This window comes from Streptomyces sp. NBC_01288 (assembly GCF_035982055.1).
Classification (GTDB): domain Bacteria; phylum Actinomycetota; class Actinomycetes; order Streptomycetales; family Streptomycetaceae; genus Streptomyces.
This window is the reverse complement of record NZ_CP108427.1, coordinates 7538668-7557260: the sequence shown is the minus strand read 5'-3', so window position 1 is coordinate 7557260 and position 18593 is coordinate 7538668. Positions and strand designations below refer to the sequence as shown.

General features: G+C 69.6%; 13 protein-coding genes. 9 read left to right on the top strand and 4 right to left on the bottom strand.

Annotated elements, in window-relative coordinates; all coding sequences use genetic code 11:
• The first annotated feature begins 78 nt into the window (after window positions 1-78).
• The 4 genes from OG194_RS34075 (at window position 79) to OG194_RS34060 (ending at window position 4865) form a co-directional block, all read left to right on the top strand.
• The gene (locus tag OG194_RS34075; protein ID WP_327404606.1) at window positions 79-1071 is read left to right on the top strand and encodes an NAD-dependent epimerase/dehydratase family protein; all 993 of its coding nucleotides are present in this window, start codon (window positions 79-81) and stop codon (window positions 1069-1071) included.
• Between the two features lie 159 nt (window positions 1072-1230).
• Window positions 1231-2493, top strand: a complete 1263-nt coding sequence (locus tag OG194_RS34070) for a sensor histidine kinase (protein ID WP_327404605.1) — start codon at window positions 1231-1233, stop codon at window positions 2491-2493.
• Window positions 2478-3131, top strand: coding sequence for a response regulator transcription factor (locus OG194_RS34065; RefSeq protein ID WP_327404604.1), 654 nt, complete (start codon window positions 2478-2480; stop codon window positions 3129-3131). Before OG194_RS34070 ends, OG194_RS34065 begins: the two co-directional genes overlap by 16 nt.
• 183 nt (window positions 3132-3314) lie before the next feature.
• The gene (locus OG194_RS34060; protein ID WP_327404603.1) at window positions 3315-4865 is read left to right on the top strand and encodes a DUF1996 domain-containing protein; all 1551 of its coding nucleotides are present in this window, start codon (window positions 3315-3317) and stop codon (window positions 4863-4865) included.
• An 88-nt stretch (window positions 4866-4953) separates the two neighbouring features.
• Here OG194_RS34060 and OG194_RS34055 read toward each other — a convergent pair whose 3' ends face one another.
• Entirely contained in the window at window positions 4954-5355 is a 402-nt protein-coding gene (locus OG194_RS34055; protein WP_327404602.1) for a hypothetical protein, read from the bottom strand.
• A gap of 142 nt (window positions 5356-5497) precedes the next feature.
• Between OG194_RS34055 and OG194_RS34050 the strand changes: the two genes are divergently transcribed.
• From OG194_RS34050 to OG194_RS34030, 5 genes are all read left to right on the top strand, one after another.
• Window positions 5498-6010, top strand: a complete 513-nt coding sequence (locus tag OG194_RS34050) for a tetratricopeptide repeat protein (protein WP_327404601.1) — start codon at window positions 5498-5500, stop codon at window positions 6008-6010.
• A gap of 61 nt (window positions 6011-6071) precedes the next feature.
• Complete coding sequence (locus OG194_RS34045) at window positions 6072-7997, top strand: hypothetical protein (RefSeq protein WP_327404600.1); 1926 nt, start codon at window positions 6072-6074, stop codon at window positions 7995-7997.
• A gap of 205 nt (window positions 7998-8202) precedes the next feature.
• Window positions 8203-9069 carry a metal-dependent hydrolase gene (locus OG194_RS34040; protein ID WP_327404599.1) on the top strand — a complete coding sequence of 289 codons (867 nt, stop codon included), beginning with the start codon at window positions 8203-8205 and terminating at the stop codon, window positions 9067-9069.
• Window positions 9069-10109 (top strand): PDR/VanB family oxidoreductase, encoded by a 1041-nt coding sequence (locus OG194_RS34035; protein ID WP_327404598.1) that lies wholly within the window; start codon window positions 9069-9071, stop codon window positions 10107-10109. The genes OG194_RS34040 and OG194_RS34035 overlap by 1 nt, the downstream gene beginning before the upstream one ends.
• A 56-nt stretch (window positions 10110-10165) precedes the next feature.
• Window positions 10166-10855 (top strand): TetR/AcrR family transcriptional regulator, encoded by a 690-nt coding sequence (locus OG194_RS34030; protein ID WP_327404597.1) that lies wholly within the window; start codon window positions 10166-10168, stop codon window positions 10853-10855.
• A 17-nt stretch (window positions 10856-10872) separates the two neighbouring features.
• Here the strand turns inward: OG194_RS34030 and OG194_RS34025 are convergent, their stop codons facing one another.
• The 3 genes from OG194_RS34025 to pulA form a co-directional block, all read right to left on the bottom strand.
• Window positions 10873-11229, bottom strand: a complete 357-nt coding sequence (locus OG194_RS34025) for a 5-carboxymethyl-2-hydroxymuconate Delta-isomerase (RefSeq protein ID WP_327404596.1) — start codon at window positions 11227-11229, stop codon at window positions 10873-10875.
• Window positions 11230-11260: 31 nt separating this feature from the next.
• Complete coding sequence (locus OG194_RS34020) at window positions 11261-12880, bottom strand: fused response regulator/phosphatase (protein ID WP_327404595.1); 1620 nt, start codon at window positions 12878-12880, stop codon at window positions 11261-11263.
• 78 nt (window positions 12881-12958) lie between these two features.
• Window positions 12959-18364 (bottom strand): pullulanase-type alpha-1,6-glucosidase, encoded by a 5406-nt coding sequence (gene pulA, locus OG194_RS34015; RefSeq protein ID WP_327404594.1) that lies wholly within the window; start codon window positions 18362-18364, stop codon window positions 12959-12961.
• Between the last annotated feature and the right edge of the window lie 229 nt (window positions 18365-18593).

Sequence of the window (18593 nt, the reverse complement as noted above, 5' to 3'; positions counted from 1 at the left end):
GTGGTCCGGTGGTCCCGGTGATCTGCTGACGGCAGATCGACGTTCCGTTCCGTGCGCCTCGCGGGCAGAGTCGTCGGTATGAGACTTCTGGTGCTGGGCGGTACGGAGTTCGCGGGGCGGGCCGTCGTGGAGGCTGCCCTCGGTCGGGGCTGGGAGGTGACCGTCCTCAACCGGGGCCGGCACGAAACCCCGGCCGGGGTACGGGCGTTGCTCGGTGACCGCACCGCGCCCGGTGGGCTCGCCGCGTTGGCCTCGGGCGAGTGGGATGCCGTGGTCGACACCTGGTCGGCGGCGCCGCGGGCTGTCGACGACGCGGCGCGGCTGCTCGCCGACCGGGTGGGCCGGTACGTGTATGTGTCGAGTTGCTCCGTGTACGCGTGGGCTCCGCCCGCCGGGTACGGGGAGGACGCGCCGCTCGTCGAGGGGGCCTCGGCCTCCGCCGACAAGACCGACTACGCGCGTGACAAGCGGGGCGGGGAGCTGGCCGCGCTCGGGGCGTTCGGGGCGGAGCGGTCGGTGTTCGCCCGGGCCGGGCTCATTCTCGGGCCGTACGAGAACATCGGGCGGTTGCCGTGGTGGTTGGGGCGGGTTGCGCGGGGTGGGCCGGTGTTGGCGCCCGGGCCTCGGGATCTGGCGCTTCAGTATGTGGATGTGCGGGATCTGGCGGAGTGGTTGCTGGGTTCTGTGGAGCGGGAGTTGAGCGGGGCGTACAACCTGATCTCCGCGCAGGGGCACGCGACGATGGGGTCGCTGTTGGACGCGTGTGTGCGGGTCAGCGGTGGAGGGGCTGAGCTGCGGTGGACCTCGCCGGAGGTGGTGCTCGGGGCGGGGATCGAGCCGTGGACTCAGTTGCCGGTGTGGATTCCGGGCGGGAGTGAGGGGTACGACGCCTTGCACAGTGCGGATGTGTCTCGGGCGGTGGCCACGGGGCTGACGTGTCGGTCTGTCGAGGAGACGGTGGCTGACACGTGGGAGTGGTTGCGGAGCACGCCGGAGTATGCGGGGCGGCCGGGGGTTGGGCTTGACCCTGCTGTTGAGGCGAAGGTGCTTGGGGTTCCGGTCGAGGGGTGATTCGTTGTCTGCGGGCGCGTTGGGGCTGGTCGCGCCCACGCGGCGGAGCCGCATATCGATACAGCCCCGCGCCCCTAGAAGCAGGAGGGGATAGCACCACCCCCTTCATGGGGGCCTGAGCACCGTGACCCGGGCTCGCCCCTCGGTAAGACTGAGCGTATGGAAACCAACCGTGAGCGGGCCCGTACTGTCCTGGTCGCCGGGGTGCGTGGGCTTGGCCTCGCGATTGTCTCGCTAGGCGGTTCACTCACCCTCTTCGTCCTCACCCTCGTCTCCCTCGCGCTCATCCCGGCCGGCGTCGGGCTGATCACCACCCCCTGGGTGTTGGCCGGTGTGCGAGCGCAGGCGAATCTGCGGCGGGTGCTCGGCGTGCGGTGGTGCGGGGTGCGGATTCCGGTGGTGTACCGGTCCGTCCCCGCCGGTGCGCGGCCCTGGACGCGCACCCTCCATCTCCTCCGTGACCCCGCGACCTGGCGGGATCTGCGGTGGCTGCCCGTCGACATGGTCGCCGGGTTCGTCACCGCGCTGGTGCCCGCGGCTCTGGTGTTCTATCCGCTGGAGGGCTTCGCGTTGGCGTTCGGGTTGTGGCGGGTGTTCACGGACGGGACGTATGTGGGGTGGTGGTACGGGTTCGTGCCGGTGGGCGGGCAGGGCAGTGCGCTGCTCGCGGGGCTGCTCGGCGTCGGGATTCTCGTCGCTTCCTACTTCCTCACCCCGGCCCTGCTCCGCGTCCACTTTCTGCTGACGCGTTCCCTTCTCTCCCCAGGGCAGGGTGAACTCGCCGAGCGGGTAAGGGTGTTGACCGAGACCCGGCGGGACGCGGTGGACGGTTCCGCCGCTGAGCTGCGGCGGATCGAGCGTGATCTGCATGATGGGGCGCAGGCCCGGCTGGTGGCCATGGGGATGGATCTCGGGACCATCGAGGCGCTGTTGGAGAAGAACCCGGCCAAGGCCCGGGAGTTGCTCGCCCGGGCTCGGCAGTCCTCCGTCGAGGCCCTCGGCGAGCTGCGTGATCTCGTGCGGGGTATTCATCCTCCGGTGCTGGCGGAGCGTGGACTCGGGGACGCCGTAAGGGCGTTGGCGCTGCGGATGCCGGTGCCGACCGAGGTGAGTGCGGAGCTGGGGGGCGGGCGGGCCGACGCGCCGGTCGAGTCGGCCGCGTATTTCGCCGTCAGTGAGGTGCTCACCAACGCCGTGAAGCATTCCGGTGCCGATCGGATCTGGGTCGACATGCGGTATGCGGAAGGGGCGTTGAGGGTCTCCGTCACCGACAACGGTGGGGGTGGGGCCGTGGTCGGGGCGGGGTCGGGGCTCTCCGGGGTCGGGCGGCGGCTGGGTACATTCGACGGCGTCCTGGCCGTCAGCAGTCCCGCGGGCGGTCCCACCATGGTGACCATGGAGATTCCGTGCGTGTTGTCCTAGCCGAAGACCTGTTCCTGCTGCGGGACGGGCTGGTGCGGCTGTTGGAGGCCTACGACTTCGAGATCGTCGCGGCGGTGGAGAGCGGGCCCGAACTCACCAAGGCGCTGGCCGAGTCGGCGCCCGACGTCGCCGTGGTCGACGTACGGCTGCCGCCCACGCACACCGACGAGGGGTTGCAGTGCGCGTTGCGGGCACGACGGGACCGGCCGGGGCTGCCGGTGCTCGTGCTGTCGCAGCACGTGGAGCAGTTGTACGCGCGGGAGTTGCTCGCCGACGGGACCGGCGGGGTGGGGTATCTGCTGAAGGACCGGGTGTTCGACGCCGAGCAGTTCGTGGATGCCGTGCGGAGGGTGGCAGGGGGTGGGACGGTGATGGATCCGCAGGTCATCCAGCAGTTGCTGGCTCGGCGGGCAGCCGACGACCGGCCGCTGGGGCGGTTGACGCCCCGGGAGGTCGAGGTGCTGGAACTGATGGCGCAGGGGCGGTCGAACGCGGCGATCGCGGGGCAACTCGTCGTCACGGAACGGGCGATCGGGAAGCACACGTCCAATATTTTCGCCAAACTGGGGCTGGAAGTCTCGGACGATGACAATCGCCGCGTGCTGGCGGTATTGGCCTATTTGGACCAGGGACGCTGAGCACTACCTGTGAGTCGATCACAACTGCCGGTGTTTAAAGGGCAGTTGGGAGGGGACTTACCCAAGAATCTCTCATCAGTTTCTGAGACGGCTGAACACTCCTGGGACCCCCTGCGTATCAAAGGGCGCCGCTTCACTCCTGTCGGGCGCCTCGCTGCCCCGCAAGGAAGTCAGAGGAGTTCCATGGGACGCAATGATCGTAAACGCCGTACGCCGCTGGCCACCAAGGCCATTGCCGCATCGGCTGCCCTAGCGCTCGGTGGGGGCGGGCTGCTCTGGGCACAGATGAACGCTTCGGCGCACGAGTCCAACTCGGGCCAGAACGAGACCAAGGCCGCGGCCGCCTCGGCGCAGGTCGCCACGATCGCCTGCCCGGACGTCGGCCAGCAGCTGACGAACGTGCCGCAGAAGGCTCGTCAGGGTGTCGCCGTCGAACTGGCGAACCTCGACAAGCAGATCACCGAGGCCTACGCCCGACTCGCGTCGACGCGTCAGGCCCAGGCGAATGACGCGAGCTTCGTACAGAACGCGATCGTCGGCCCCCTCAAGGAGAAGCGGGCCGCGACGATCGACCGCATTCGCATCGACATCCAGCGAGTGGGCGGCTCCGTCAATGCCACCGCGCTGAAGCAGCTCGCCGCCTGCACCACGCAGAACGCCACCAACACCACCACGGCAGGTCGCGGCGGCGGTCGGGGCAACGGCGGCAAGGGCGGCGGCAAGAACAACGGCGGCGGGCAGAACACCGCCGCGCCGAGCGCGAGCGCGAGTGCCTCCGCGGCGCCGCCCGCCAACAACGGCGGCCAGGCCGGCAACGGCCCGGTGGCGGCAGACTTCGTGGACATCACGAAGGTGGCGAACAACGTACTGGCGAAGCCGCAGAACAGCGGCCAGGCTTCGACCGGTACGTTCACCACCAAGTGCGGTGTCAACGCGAACAAGAACCACAACACCGACAACGTCATCGTGGCGCCCGGCGTGACCAACGGCGCGCACCACGAGCACGACTACGTCGGCAACCAGAAGGTCAACGCGTTCTCCACGAACGACTCGCTGCTGGCCGCCCCCTCCAGCTGCCAGAACCAGAGTGACCTCTCGTCGTACTACTGGCCGGTCGTGCGTGTGCAGGACGGCTCGCAGGAGTTCGACGCCAACGCGGACGGCGGTGGCAAGGAAGGCAACGTCGGCAAGATCCTGACCGCGCAGTCGGCGACGATCAAGTACGTCGGTTCGCCGGCCGCCAAGGTCGTCGCGATGCCGCAGTTCCTGCGCATCATCACCGGTGACGCCAAGACCCTCACCAACGGTCTGGCGAACGCCAACGCGCACTGGAGCTGCACCGGCTTCGAGAGCAAGGTCCAGCTGACGGAGCAGTACCCGATCTGCCCGCAGGGCAGCAACGTGGTCCGCACCTTCGCGTTCCAGAGCTGCTGGGACGGCGTGAACATCGACAGCGCCAACCACCGTACGCACGTGGCCTTCGCGGACCCGGCGAGCGGTGTCTGCGGGAACGGCTTCAAGGCCATCCCGCAGCTGACGATGAGCCTGGTCTACAAGATCACGCCCCCCACCCTCCAGGCGGACGGCACCGTGAAGAACGCCTACGCGGTGGACGGATTCCCGGAGCAGCTGCACAAGCCGTCGACCGACCACGACGACTTCATCAGCGTCACCAAGAACAACCTGGCGGCGAAGATCGCCAACTGCATCAACGCCGGCAAGCAGTGCCAGTGAGCGCGAGTAGTAACCGGTAAGACCCGGTAACGCGAAAGCGGGCGGTGGGTTTCTCCCACCGCCCGCTTTCGTGTGTCCGTACGGGAGTTCAGCTGGTGTGCTTCGAGTGGTCGACGCCGATCTCCTCGTTGCCGCCGAGCGTGGTCTGCAACTTCTTGACGATCGTGTCGGTGCCCACGGCGACCCACTTGCGGCCGACGAGGTAGAACCCGCCGTAGTCCTTCGCGTCGTTGATCCACTCGCGCTGGCCGCGGTCGGTGGCGAAGGTCGCGAGGACGAACTTGCCGTAGCTCATCTTGCAGATGGCCTGGCGGAGTTCGTCGGCGTCGGTCTGGATGTCGGGCGTGCACTTCACCTTGGCGGCCAGGCTCTCCAGGCTGCCGGTGGCCTCCGTCGGCACGGTCGCGGCCTTGGTGTCGGCACCGCACCCCACCAGCGCCAGCGCCGCCGCGGCGCCGGCCATCGCGAGCATCGGTCGGGTCAACCTCATCTGTCGTTCCTCCGGTCGTCCGGTCAACAAAAGCATGCCGCGACGCACCCCGGCGAGGGGCCGTCTCATCCGATACGGCCCCGAAGCGCCCAGCGCTCAAATCCATGGTCATCGGCCGGCCGCGTGTGCGAGGGTGGCGCCCATGGATCAAGAGGGCTGGGACGACCGTGTGACCGCCGCCTGGGCGAGCTTCGACGACTATCCCGAGGAGCGAGCGCCCGAGTTCCGTGCCCTGATCGACGCGCTCGTCGCCGAGCTGCCGGACGGCAGTCCGCTACGGCCGTTCGAACAGGCCTGTGCCTGGGACTCCACCGGGCACTCCGACAAGGCCGCTCCGCTGTACCGGGAGGCGCTCGCGCGCGGGCTGAGCGAGGACAGCGGCTACAAGGGGCGCCGGGCGAAGATCCAACTCGCCAGCTCCCTACGGAACATCGGGCAGGCGGAGGAGGGCGTCAAGCTGCTCACTCCCGAACTCGACGCCCCCTCGGACGAGTTGGACGACGCGGTCCGCGCGTGCCTCGCCCTGTGTCTGTCCAGCCTGGGCCGCGACCGCGAGGGCCTGTCCCTCGTGCTGGGCGCCCTCGCGCCCCATCTGCCGCGCTACCAGCGGTCGATGGCGAACTACGCGCGGGCGCTGGTCGACCCCGAGGGCTGACCGGAGGGCCGAGTCCCCCGGGCGGCGGTGACCAACTCACCATTCGCTCGTTTTGCTGAACGTGCAGTCACAGGATGTCGCCAAGCGCCCCGCAGCTTCACCCACCGACCCGGTCGTCGATGTCGAACAGGCCGAGGCCGCGCTCGTCGAGCACTATCCACGGCTCGTCCGGCTCGCCTATCTGGTGCTCCCCCCGAGCCTCGGCCGCAACCGGCGCGTCCTGACCGCGCACGCCCTCACCCAACGCGCCCTGCCCAGAGGCCGCGCGTCCGCGTCCGTGATCCCGGCCCAGTCGACCGGCCGCGACGTCGACCCGGGCTACGCCTTCGTGCGCCTCAACGTCGTCCGTACGGCACTGGAGGCGGGCCTCCCGCTGTCGTTCCGGGCATGGCCCAAGCGGTCCCAGCTCCCGCCGCTGCTCCCCCAGGTGCGGGGTCTGCGGCTCTTCCCGCGCTCGGGCGGCGCCGACGAACTCGCCCTGGACCAGCGGCTGTCGGCGCTGTCCGGCCCGGCCCGCGCGGTGTACGTGCTGCGCGGCCTGGAGAAGCTGCCCGACGGCGACGTACGCAGGGTGCTCGCGGCGGCCGGCGTGGACGCGGACGAGGTGGACGAGGCGCTGAGCGAGGCCGACGAGGCGCCCGCGCAGTACGAACTCCTCGACTCCCCGGAGTTCGACCCCTGTTCGCTGCACGCCCGGCCCACCGACCTGATGCGCCGCCGCCAGCACGGCAAGGCCGCGCTCGCCGCGGCGGCGGCCGTCGCGGTGTGCGGCGCGCTGCTCGCGATGCCCGGCGGCGGCTGGGGCCCGGACGGCGCCGCCGCACCCGCGTACGCGCAGAACCCGGCGTCCCAAGCAGCCCTGAACCCGGGCAAGTTGATCAGGATCGCGCCCACCGCGTGGGAGTCCTCCGCGCGCGAGGACTTCTCCGTCTGGCCCGCCCGCGGCGACCTCACCGAGGACACCGCCCTGCTGCGCCGCGCCCTCGCCGTCTGGGCCCGCCCCGGCGAGTCCGTCCAGGTCTCGGCCACCCCCGGCACCCCCTCCGGCGGCCCGGCGGGCCCGCCCCAGCTCCTCTACGCCGGCACGGTCGACAACGCCCGCGTGGTGATCCTCTACGACGGTCTGCGCATCGCCCGTTACGCCGAACCGAAGGACGGCACGAAGGGGGCGGCGCTGGACTTCGCGCGCGTCGACGGCGCGACCGGGTCCGAGGCGAACGCGGTGGTCCTGGACCGCGCCGACGGCAACGTCCGCTATCTGACGGCCCCTTGGGTCAAGAAGGCGGCCGAGCGCGACCTCCAGAAGCCGAACGCCGGCGCGCTGCCCATGACCATCACCGAGGGGATCACCTCGCCGCTGGCCAGCCCCGCGCAGGCGACCGGCGCGTGCACGTCGTGGAACGTGCTCCAGCTGACCGACGACACCGGCACCCGCCTGATGAGCGACCTCGGCGAACTGGTCCCGGCGCACCTCACCGCCGGCCGCCCCGGCGCGGTCCACGAGGTGTCCGGCGCGGCGGCCCAGCACGCGTGGGCGCCCTTCGCCTGCTCCCTCGGCGCGATGCGCTCGCTCGGCGTACGCACCGTGAACGCCTGGCAGTTCGCCGCGCAGCCGCTGCCCGACGCGAGCGGGGCGGCGGAGTGGGTGTGCACCCGGGCCGAGACCTGGCAGGGCGGCGGCGAGCGGGTGCTGGCCCAGTTCCGTACGCCGGGCGGGATCTACGGCGCGGTCGCCGCGAAGGCCTCTGGCGTGGCGGCGTGCGGGGTGCGTGATCCGCACGTGCTGGCCGGGGTGCTGTGGAAGTCGGCGGCGGGGCACTGGTTCCTGTTGGCGGCGGGTAGCAAGGGCACGGAGGCGGTGAGTGCGACGGGTGGGGTCAGTGGCTCGGCTCGGGGTGCGCTGCTCGCCGTGAAGACCAAACAGGGTGTTCAGGCCGAGTTGAAGGGGACTTTGGACGACGGCACCACGATCAGCGGCCTGCGTTAGCGCTCCGCGGGGTGGGTGCGTCGTCGGGTGCGGGGCCGTCGTGGCTGGTCGCGCCCACGCGGCAGAGCCGCACATAGATACAGCCCCGCGCCCGTTCAGGGTGCTTGACCTCAGCCGGCGCTCCTTCGCCCCCTAGCTGACATTCACGTCAACAAGTCTCCGCACAAGGGTTCCCCAGGGACTTACCCGTCAGTACATTGACGCCATGTCTAACACGCCGCTCAAGGCCCGAAAGGTGTCCTTCTCCTGGGAGGGCACCCCGCTGCACTGGGTGCCCGGCGATCCGTTCACCACGCACACGATCAACGTGCTGCACCTGCTGCTGCCCGCCGGTGAGCGGTGGTTCGTGCACGTCTACAAGCAGGTGCTGCCCCTGATCCGGGACGACCGGCTGCGCGCGGACGTGATCGGGTTCATCGGCCAGGAGGCGATGCACTCCCAGGCGCACGACGAGGTCCTCCCGCACCTGAAGGAGTTGGGCCTCGACCCGACGCCGTACACCGCGCAGGTCGACTGGTTCTTCGAGAAGCTGCTCGGCGACCGCACGCTGCCCCCGGGCAAGGCCCGGAAGTGGTGGCTGCTGGAGCGGGTCGCGATCATCGCGGCGATCGAGCACTACACCGCGTTCCTCGGCAACTGGGTGCTGAACGCCGAGGAGTTGGACCGGCGCGGCGCCGATCCGACCATGCTGGACCTGCTGCGCTGGCACGGCGCCGAGGAGGTCGAGCACCGGTCCGTCGCCTTCGACCTCTTCACGCACGTCGACGGCAGCTACCGGCGGCGCGCCCGCACCTGGGCGACCGCGTTCGCCGCCCTGATGTTCCTGTGGCAGCGCGGGTCCCGCTTCTTCATGGCGAACGACCCGACCCTCGTCGACGCCCACGTGAGCTTCAAGGACTTCTACGTCGCCGGAAAGCGCGGCACCCTGCCCGCCACCGGGGACATGCTCAGGTCCATACCTCGCTACCTGAGCCGCGCCTACCACCCCTCGCAGGAGGGCAGCACCGAGCAGGCCGTCGCCTACCTCGCGTCCTCACCCGCCGCGGTGGCCGCCGAGAAGAGGGCGGAGTAGTGCCGAAGCCTCTCACCGTCGCCGTCCTGGCGGGCGCCGCCCTGCTGACCCGCCGCGCGCTACGGCGCCGGGTGCGGGCCTCGCCCCTGTGGCCGCTGCCCGCGCTGGACCCGCCGATCTCCGGCCGGCCGCGCTCACGGGCACTGAGGCTGAGGGTCGCGGCGCGGGAGACGATGGCCGAGGGCGTCGTACAACTGCGGCTGGAAGGAAGGGACTTGCCGCGGTGGGAACCCGGGGCGCACATCGATCTGGTGCTGCCGTCGGGGCTGGTGCGGCAGTACTCGCTGTGCGGGGACCCGGCGGACACCTCGTCGTACACGGTCGCGACGCGGCTGGTCGAGGACGGGCGGGGCGGGTCGCGCGAGGTGCACGAACAGGTGCGGGTGGGCGCGGAGTTGGAGGTGCGGGGGCCGCGCAATCGGTTCCCGCTCGTCGAGGCGCCCGCGTATGTCTTCGTCGTCGGCGGGATCGGGATCACCCCGGTGCTGCCGATGCTGCGGGCACTGCCGGAAGGAGCCGACTGGCGGCTGCTGTACGTGGGCCGTACGCCGAACTCCATGCCGTTCCTCGGGGAGTTGGCGGAGTTCGGCGCGGACCGGGTCACCGTCGTGAGCGGGCGGCGGCCCGAACTCGACGCGCTGCTCGGGGAGTTGCCCGAGGGCGCCGCCGTCTACTGCTGCGGGCCGGAGGGGCTGATGGCGTCCGTGGCGGAGTGCTTCCCGGACGTACGCCTCGAACGCTTCGCGCCCCGCACCTCGCCGGACGGCAGCCGCGGTGACGCGGCCTTCGAGGTCGAACTCCGGCGCAGCGGGCGGACGTTGACCGTGCCGGCCGACTCCACGGTGCTGGCCGCCGTACGGGCCGAGCTGCCCGACACGCTCTACTCCTGCGAACAGGGGTTCTGCGGAACCTGTCGGCAGCGGGTGGTGGAAGGGGAGGTGGAGCACCGGGACGAGCTGCTGACGGACGCGGAGCGTGATGACTCGATGCTGATCTGTGTATCGCGGGCCCGTGGTGAGCGAATCGTGTTGGACATGTGAACGACCTTGGGTGGACCGGGCCGTTGAGGGCCGGTTCCGATCGGTAAGGTGTTCGCATGAGTACCGGGGTTCGCCGCAGGATGGGAGTCGAGGAACGGCGACAGCAGTTGATCGGCGTCGCTCTCGACCTGTTCAGCCATCGCTCGCCCGACGAGGTCTCCATCGACGAGATAGCCGCGGCCGCGGGCATTTCCCGGCCGCTGGTCTACCACTACTTTCCCGGCAAACTCAGCCTGTACGAGGCCGCGTTGCAGCGTGCGTCGGACGATCTGGCCGAGCGGTTCGTGGTCGCCGAGGAGGGCTCGCTCGGGGGACGGCTGCTGCGGGTGATGGGCCGGTTCTTCGACTTCGTGGACGACCACGGGCCCGGTTTCGCGGCGCTGATGCGCGGCGGTCCGGCGGTCGGCTCGTCCACCACCAACGCGTTGGTCGACGGGGTGCGGCACGCCGCGTATCTCCAGATCCTGTCCCACATGAAGGTCGAACAGCCGCCCGCCCGGCTGGAGTTGATGATTCGCTCCTGGATCTCGCTGGTCGAGTCGACGGCCCTGATCTGGCTGGACGGCCGACGCATCCCGCGCGCCGACCTGGAACGCCAACTCGTGCACGACTTCGGGGCGTTGGCGGCGGTGAGCGCGGCGTACGACGACGAACTGGCCGCGCTGCTGCGGGAGTCCCTCCGGAACGAGCCGGGCGACGGGCCGTTCACCGACCTCGTCGTCCGGCTGATCGCGCTGGCGTCCTAGCTGCCGTAGAACAGGCTCTAGCGCTCGAACTTCCGGTAGGACGCGTCCAGTTCGCGCACCTCGGCGGAGGCGTGCAGGACCGAGCCGTCCTCGTCGATGTACTCGCGGAGGAGTTCCAGGACCTTCTCGGTCAGCTTGGCCTTGGTCTCCGCGGTGCGTCCGGCGAGCAGGCCGAGGGTGATGTGGACGACGGTGTGTCCCAGCTCGTCGAGACCCTCGTACCCGAAGGCCGTGTACTCGCTCGGGCGGAACTGGGTCTTGCACGCCTCCGGCTTCGCGGCCGCGATCTCGACGACCGCCTCGTGCAGCGCACGGGAGAAACCGTCCTGGTCGAAGGAGATCGTGTGGGAGTGGTCGACGGTGATCTGCGGCATGGGCTTCCCCTGTTCTAGGCCAACAACGCGCTCACCCTAGCCGGAGCGCCAGCATCGCGATGTCGTCGTCCCGGTCGACACCGAAGCAGTCCAGCAGCGTGTCGCACAGGGCGTCCAGGCCGGGCAGCGCGCCGGAGGCGGCCGCGCGGAGGTGTTCCATCGACACGGAGATGTCCGTGCCCCTGGTCTCGATGAGGCCGTCGGTGATCATGAGGAGCCGGTCGCTGGGTTCGAGGAACAGCTCCGTGGGCGGCGGATGGGGCAGGCCCACGCCGAGCAGCGGGCCGGCCGCCTTCGCGTAGTCCGCGCTGCCGTTGTCCCGGATGATCAGCGGCGGGATGTGACCCGCGTTGGCGATGAGCGTGCGCCCGGTGTCCGGGTCGACGAGGGCCAGGCACACGGTGACCGTGGTCTCCTGGTGGTAGTGCTGGAGCATCCGGTCCAGCCGCTCGGCGAGGACGCTCGGGTCGCTCTCGTCGACGCAGTAGGCGCGCAGGGCGTGCCGCATCTCCACCATGACGGTGGCCGCCTCCAGCGAGTGCCCGACGACGTCGCCGACGGCGAACAGCACTCCCCCGGCGACCTTCAGGACGGCGTAGAAATCGCCGCCGATCTCGGTGTCCTGGGAGGCCGGCACGTACCGTACGACCGTGTCGACGCCCGGGAGTTCGGGCAGCCGGTCCGGCGTGGGCAGGAAGCTGCGCTGGAGGGTGAGGGCGACATGCCGCTCGACCTGGTACATGAGGAGCGGCTCGGCGGCGAGCGCGGTGGCCTGCGCGAGTTGCGCCAGCAGTGCGCCGGCCTCGGGGCCCACCCGGCGCAGCCCGCGGGTGGGGGCGGCGAGACAGACCGGGGCCCGGCCCTCCTGGGTGAGGACCAGCGCCAGCCGGGCGTCGTGCTCCACGCCGGGCCGGAAGAACCCGGTGGGCCACAGCGGCGCGGGCACCGTGGTGATCTGCACCCCGGACTGCCCCTGCGAGAGCCGCCGCAGCAGTCGGGCCACGGCCCGGTCGGCGTCCTCGCCCGGCAGCGCGACCGCGGTGCGGTCCCGGGGCAGGCCGCGGTACAGCTGGTCGTCCCGGTCGAGGACGAACACGGCGGCGGGGGTGCCGGTGAGCCGTGCGGTGCCGTCGGCGGCGACGTCGACGAGTTCCTGGAGGGAGCGCGCCGCCTGAATGGTGACGATCATCTCCGAGAGCAGCGTCAGCCGTCGTACGAGCGCCTGGTCGTCGGCGCGCAGCCGGGCGGCGCGGACCGCGGACCGGACCGCCGCCTCGATCTCCTCGGGCTCCGCGGGCACCGTCAGAAAGGCCTCGTCGCCCGCGTCGAGCGCCTGGCAGCGGTCGCTCGGGGGCGCGGCGAGCGCCGAGACGTGCACGACCGGCAGACCCGCCATACGCGGCCGCTCCTTGAGCAGCCGGCACAGGTCGAATCCGCTCATGTCCGGCAGGTGCACGTCGATCAGCGCCACGTCGGGCAGGTTCCCCTTGCGCAGCCGCACATCGAGTTCGTCGAGCGCCTCGGCGCCGCTGCCGACCGCGAGGACCCGGTGCCCGGCGCGGCTCAGCACACTTTCGACCGCGAACCGGCTCGCCGGCTCGTCGTCCACGACCAACACGGTCGCATGCGTCAGTTTGCCGTTGACGTCCATTTTTCTCAGACCTGGCCCTTTGACACACCGGTGGAGCAGGCCGGTGTCCACAGCCTGCCCCACTACGGTAATGCGCTTTCAGGGTGTCCGGGAGAATACCGCCACAGTGCGTCCCGGAACGGCGAAGGTGCCCGAAACCTTCGTGTACGAGGCCGACTTCACGGTGGCGTCCGCGCCCGCCGCCTGCACCGGGTGCAGCCGGTAGCCGGTACCGGCCAGCGCTTCCACTTTCTGCTCCCGCGCGCTCGGCGTCGCGTTGAACACGACCACCAGATCACCGAGTTCCATGGTGATCACCCCGGGCGTCTCGTCCTTCCCGGACAGCGGGAAGGACATCTCCGACTGCACCTGCCCGGCCGTGCCGAGCGAGAAGACGGGCTCGGTCGTACGGATCTTCAGCAGATCCTGGTACGCGGCCGAGGCCCCGTCGATCTGCCCGCAGCCCACCTTGACCGACGTCAACAGGCCTTTCGCGTACGGCCACTTGGACGCGTTGTCGGCCGCCAACGGCAGACCCCGCCCGAAGCCGTTGCCGTCCGCGCAGTTCCAGTGGATCGCGTTGAACCAGTCACCGCTGTCGAACGAGTTGCGGTCCAGTGACTTGGAGCGCAAGAGGTCGGTCCCGGCCTGGGACAGGGACGGCCCCTGCGAGAGCGTGGCGGTGGCCATCGCGAGGACCTGCATCCGGGCCCGGTCGGAAGCACTCGTCGTGGCCGGCAACTTGTAGGTCAGCGCGTCGAACAGCGACTCGTTGTCGTGCGCGTCGACATAGGCGAGGGCGTCGCCCGGCGCGTCCGCGTACCCGGCGGGAGCGCCGTTGTAGTCGATCTCGGCGCCGGTGACGTCCTTCCCGTCGGTGTCGGTGAACCGGTACTTGGCGAGGTTGCCGCTCAGGCCGACCTTGATGAGGTCCTGGTAGTGCAGGAGGCGGGCCTTCTGCTCGGCCGAAGTGCCGTTCGCCGTAGAGGAGTTGGGGTCCGTGTAGAGCCCGGAGGCGAAGCCCTGCACACCCGGGTCCTCGTCGAAGGGGCTGCCGCCGCGTACGGCGTCCCGGGCCCGGTCGGAGAAGGTCGCGATGCCCGTGCCGGCCATGTTCTTCTGCGTGGCCTGCACGAAACGGGCGTCGTCGGCGACCTCGCCGAAGTTCCAGCCCTCGCCGTACATGATGATCTTCTTGCCGTCGACGCCGTCCTTCGCGAGGGTCAGCGCGTCAAGTGCCTTGCGTACGGCGAGGATGTTGGCCTTCGGCTGGTGGCCCATGAGGTCGAAGCGGAAGCCGTCGACCTTGTACTCCTTGGCCCAGGTGACCACGGAGTCGACGACGAGCTTGCCCATCATGGCGTTCTCGGTCGCCGTGTTGGCACAGCAGGTGGAGGTGGCCACGCTGCCGTCGGCGAGGAGCCGCTGGTAGTAGCCGGGCACGATCTTGTCGAGCACGGAGTAGTCCGCCTGCCCGCTGGCCGCCGTGTGGTTGTAGACCACGTCCATGACGACCCTGAGGCCGTCCTCGTTCAGCGACTTGACCATCTTGCGGAACTCGACGGTACGGCCGGTGCCGTCCGGGTCGGTCGCGTACGAACCCTCCGGAACCGTGAAGTGGTAAGGGTCGTAACCCCAGTTGTAGGCGTCCTTCGCGGCGACGGCCGCCACGCACTCCTGCTGCTTCTCCGAGTCGGCGGCATAGGAGGCGAGATCGCAGCCGGTGACCGCCTGCTCGGACTTCTTCTCGGGGATGGTGGCGATGTCGAAGGCGGGCAGCAGATGCACGTACGACGTCCCGGACTTGGCCAGCTCCCGCAGATGCTTCGAGCCGTCGCTGCTCTTGTCCGTGAAGGCGAGGTAGGTCCCTCGGTCCTTCGCGGGGACCGTCTTGTCGTCGACCGAGTAGTCCCGGATGTGCAGTTCCTGGATCTCGGCGTCCTTCAACGCCACCGCCTTGGGCTTCTTCAGGCTCGACCAGCCGCTCGGGGCAAGGGACTTGTCGCCGAGGTCGACGACGAGGCTCTGCTTCGAGTCGGTGGTGAGGGCGACCGAGTAGGGGTCGGTGACCTCGTTGGTGACGAGCTTCTGGACGGTCGGCGCCCACACCTTCACGACGTACCGGTACGGCTTGTTCTTCCAGGAGGCGGGACCGGTGACGGACCAGACGCCGGTGGTGGAGTTCCGGCTCATTTTCTTCAGCGAGCCGTCGAGGTCGAGGGACACGTTTTGCGCGGTCGGCGCCCAAACGGCCAGCGTGGGAAGGCCGTTGTGGAAGGTCGGGCCGAGGTCGGCCTTGGTCGCGGAGTCGTACACGTCGTCGAGCACTCCGGCGATCTGCACGCCGGTGGCCGCCAACACCGCGCCGTTCACGGCCCGTTGGGAGGCGACGAGCTGCCCGTTCAAGGCCTCCTTGACGCGGTCGCGGTCACGCGGATCGACCGACCAGGCCGAATAGTCCTTCAGATAGGGGAACTTGGCCTTCTGGGCGTCGGTGAGCGTGGTCTTCGACAGGCGCAGCCAGCGCTCGTCGTCGCTCGTCAGCGTGCCGTCCTTCACGGCGATCGAGCCGTCGTGGGAGTAGAGGAGTTGGGTAGAGGCGGCAGCATCCGAGCCGTTCCAGGCGACCGTGTTCCGGTCGATCCAGACCGCCTTGGAGGTGGTCAGGTCGAGGGCGGCCGCGCTCCCGGCGGGCTGCGGCAGGAGGTACTTCTCCTGGCCGTTCAAGAGCCAGACCTCGTTGCCGTTGGTCTTGAGGTCGAGCGACTGATCGGCGGAGAGGTCCTTCTCGTCACCCTTGTGGATGATGTAACTGAGGCTGGTGGCACCGGAGTTGAGCGGCACCTCGAAGACAGCGCCATACGCGTCGGTCTTCACCGGCTGGAGCGGGCTCGACCAGTCCGTGGGGCTCGCGGCACCCGTCCAGACGTGCAGCCCCCAGCCGGTGTAGTCGCCGTCCGCGCGGTGGTAGTGGATGACGGCCTTGGTGGTGTCCTGCGCCGGATAGTCGGGCCGCTGTGTCTGTACGGCCTCCTTGCCCTGCTCGATCCACACCTCGCCGGTCTGCGAGACGTCGATCGAACGGTCGGCGGAGACATCCTTGTCGCCGTCCTTGTCGATCACCAGGAAGCTGACGTTCGTAGCGCCGGGCTTCAACTTGACGTAGGCGAAGGCGCCGTAGGCATCGCGGCCGGCGAAGGGGTGACTGGCCGGCCAGGTCGTGGCCTCGCCGTCGGCGAGGTCGCCCCAGGCGTAGAGGCCCCAGTTGTCGTAGTCGCCGTCGGTGCGCTTGTAGTGGACGATCGCGTAGTCGCGCGAGGAGGCGGTGGGGGTTTCCTCGGCGGGCGGGGTGCCGGTGGTGGAAACGGCCGTCGCACTCGCCGTGCGTCCGGTCGAGTCGACCACAACGGCCTTGTAGCGCAGGGCGGTTCCGGCCGGTACGTCCTTCCCGATCGCCTCCGTGACCTTGTACGGGGCGTGGTCGGCGGAGCCGAGGGTCCGCCACTTGCCGTTGCCGGTCTGGGCGGCGAAGACGACCCGGTCGAGCTGACCGCCGGTGACGTCGGCGCTCAACTCGACGGTGCCGGTGGCGCCCGCGTCCGGCGTCTTGAGGGTGATCGTGGGCTTGGTGACGGGCTTGGCGAGGGCACCGGCCGCCTTGAGGACGATCGCGGCACCGGCCGGGACGGTGACGGTGACCTTGTTGTCGGCGCCGCTCGTCGCGGTGGCCGAAGTACCGTAGATCCCCCGGTACTTCATGTCCGGCGAACCGGTCGCGAAGGTCACCGTCTTCGCGGTGTCGGCGTTGTTGAGGGCGACGATGTACTCGGCACTCTTGCCGGTCCGCGTGAAGGCATAGACACCGGCGCCGTCGGCTGCGTAGCGCTCGGTCTGGACGCCGTCGGTGAGGGCCGGGTTGTCCTTGCGCAGCTTGGAGAGAGCGGCGATCTCCTTGTACAGCGGGGCAGTTGGGTCGTAGGCGTCGCCGGCGGCAGTCCGATCGGTGCCGATCTCATCATCATCGAGATAGTCGGCGACCTTCGACGCGAACATCGTCTGGCGGGCGTCCTTGTCGCCGCCGGAGCCGGTGAAGCCCTGTTCGTCGCCGTAGTAGACGACGGGGTTGCCGCGACTGAGGAACATCAGCTCGTTGGCGAGCCTGTCCTTGGCGAGGAGTTGGGCGTCGGTGGCCTTCGGGTTGTCCTGGTCGAGGAAGTAGCCGATGCGGCCCATGTCGTGGTTGCCGAGGAAGGTGACCTGCTCGTACGCGTTCGCCTTGTCGGTCGTGTACTTGTAGTCGTCGCCGAAGACACTCGCGAGCTTCTGCGCGCTGCCGCCCTGGGAGGCGTAGGCACGGGCCGCGTCCTGGAAGGGGAAGTCGAGCGTGGCGTCCAGGCGGCCCTGGGTGACGTACGGCGAAGTGACCGACGTGTCGGCGGAGTAGACCTCGCCGAACATGAAGAAGTTCTTCCGGCCGTGCTGCGCCGCGTAGTTGTCGAGTGCGGTGGCCCACTGGGTCCAGAAGTCCATGTCGACGTGTTTCACGGTGTCGATGCGGAAGCCGTCGACGTCGAAGTCGCGGACCCACTTCTCGTAGATCTTCTCCATGCCGCTGACGACCTCGGGGCGTTCGGTCCACAGGTCGTCGAGGCCGGAGAAGTCGCCGTAGGTGGCGTTCTCGCCGACGTAGGTCGAGTCGCCCCGATTGTGGTACATCGTCGGGTCGTTGAGCCAGGACGGGACCTTCACGTTCGCCTTGTCGGCGGGGACGGTCGGGGTCTTCGGGAAGGAGGAGGTGGAGACGGAGGGGAAGGTCTTCCTGCCGTCCGCGTAGTCGGCGTCGTCGAAGGGCTGCCCGTCCTTGGTCAGGTACGGGAAGGCGCCCTTGGAGAGGTAGTCGTAGGACTTGCCCTCGTAGTCGACGACGTCGGCGGTGTGGTTGGTGATGACGTCGAAGAAGACCTTCATGCCCTTGGCGTGCGCCTTGGCGATGAGGGTCGCGAGGTCCTTGTTGGTGCCGAAGTGCGGGTCGACCTGGGTGAAGTCGGTTATCCAGTAACCGTGGTAGCCGGCGGAGGCATCGCTCCCCGTGCCCTGCACGGGCTGGTTCTTGAAGATCGGGGCCATCCAGATGGCGGTGGTGCCGAGGCCCTTGATGTAGTCGAGCTTCTTTGTCAGGCCCTTGAGGTCGCCGCCCTGGTAGAAGCCCTTGTCGGTGGGGTCGTAGCCGGTGCTGAGACGTGAACCGGTAAGCCCGCCTTGGTCGTTGGCGGTGTCGCCGTTGGCGAACCGGTCCGGCATCACGAAGTAGAACTGCTCGCGGGTGTCGTCGTGCCGGGCGGGCGTGGCCGCCAGCTTCGCGTCCGACGGGGGTGCGGGCGGGGTCGCGGCGTGGGCGGCGAGGGGTTGGACGAACGCCGCGAGGAGTGCGGCGACGATGACGCCGGTGGCCCTTCTCCGTCGCTCGGTACGGCGCGTGCGGGGCGCCGGCCATCTCGGTATCACAGGCGTGAACTCCTTGCGATTACGGCTCAGTTCGGGTCCGACCCCGGCGAGACCGTATCGCCGACGCAAGGGTTGCAGCAAGAGTCATGAAAGGAGGAGAAAGAACTTTCAGCGCAGCTCCTGTCGGTCGCCGCGCTCTGTCGGGCGCAAGCGGGACGCGGGGGCCGTAGCCGAGTGGTTCCTCTGGTACGACACCGGGCGGCCGGGGTACTCGGCACGGCGCGCGTAC

Coding starts and splice junctions, on each gene's coding strand:
- OG194_RS34055 (WP_327404602.1), bottom strand. CDS start 5,355: ATGAGGTTGACCCGACCGATGCTCGCGATGGCCGGCGCCGCGGCGGCG.
- OG194_RS34050 (WP_327404601.1), top strand. CDS start 5,498: ATGGATCAAGAGGGCTGGGACGACCGTGTGACCGCCGCCTGGGCGAGC.
- OG194_RS34060 (WP_327404603.1), top strand. CDS start 3,315: ATGGGACGCAATGATCGTAAACGCCGTACGCCGCTGGCCACCAAGGCC.
- OG194_RS34070 (WP_327404605.1), top strand. CDS start 1,231: ATGGAAACCAACCGTGAGCGGGCCCGTACTGTCCTGGTCGCCGGGGTG.
- OG194_RS34040 (WP_327404599.1), top strand. CDS start 8,203: ATGTCTAACACGCCGCTCAAGGCCCGAAAGGTGTCCTTCTCCTGGGAG.
- OG194_RS34020 (WP_327404595.1), bottom strand. CDS start 12,880: ATGGACGTCAACGGCAAACTGACGCATGCGACCGTGTTGGTCGTGGAC.
- OG194_RS34025 (WP_327404596.1), bottom strand. CDS start 11,229: ATGCCGCAGATCACCGTCGACCACTCCCACACGATCTCCTTCGACCAG.
- OG194_RS34075 (WP_327404606.1), top strand. CDS start 79: ATGAGACTTCTGGTGCTGGGCGGTACGGAGTTCGCGGGGCGGGCCGTC.
- OG194_RS34030 (WP_327404597.1), top strand. CDS start 10,166: ATGAGTACCGGGGTTCGCCGCAGGATGGGAGTCGAGGAACGGCGACAG.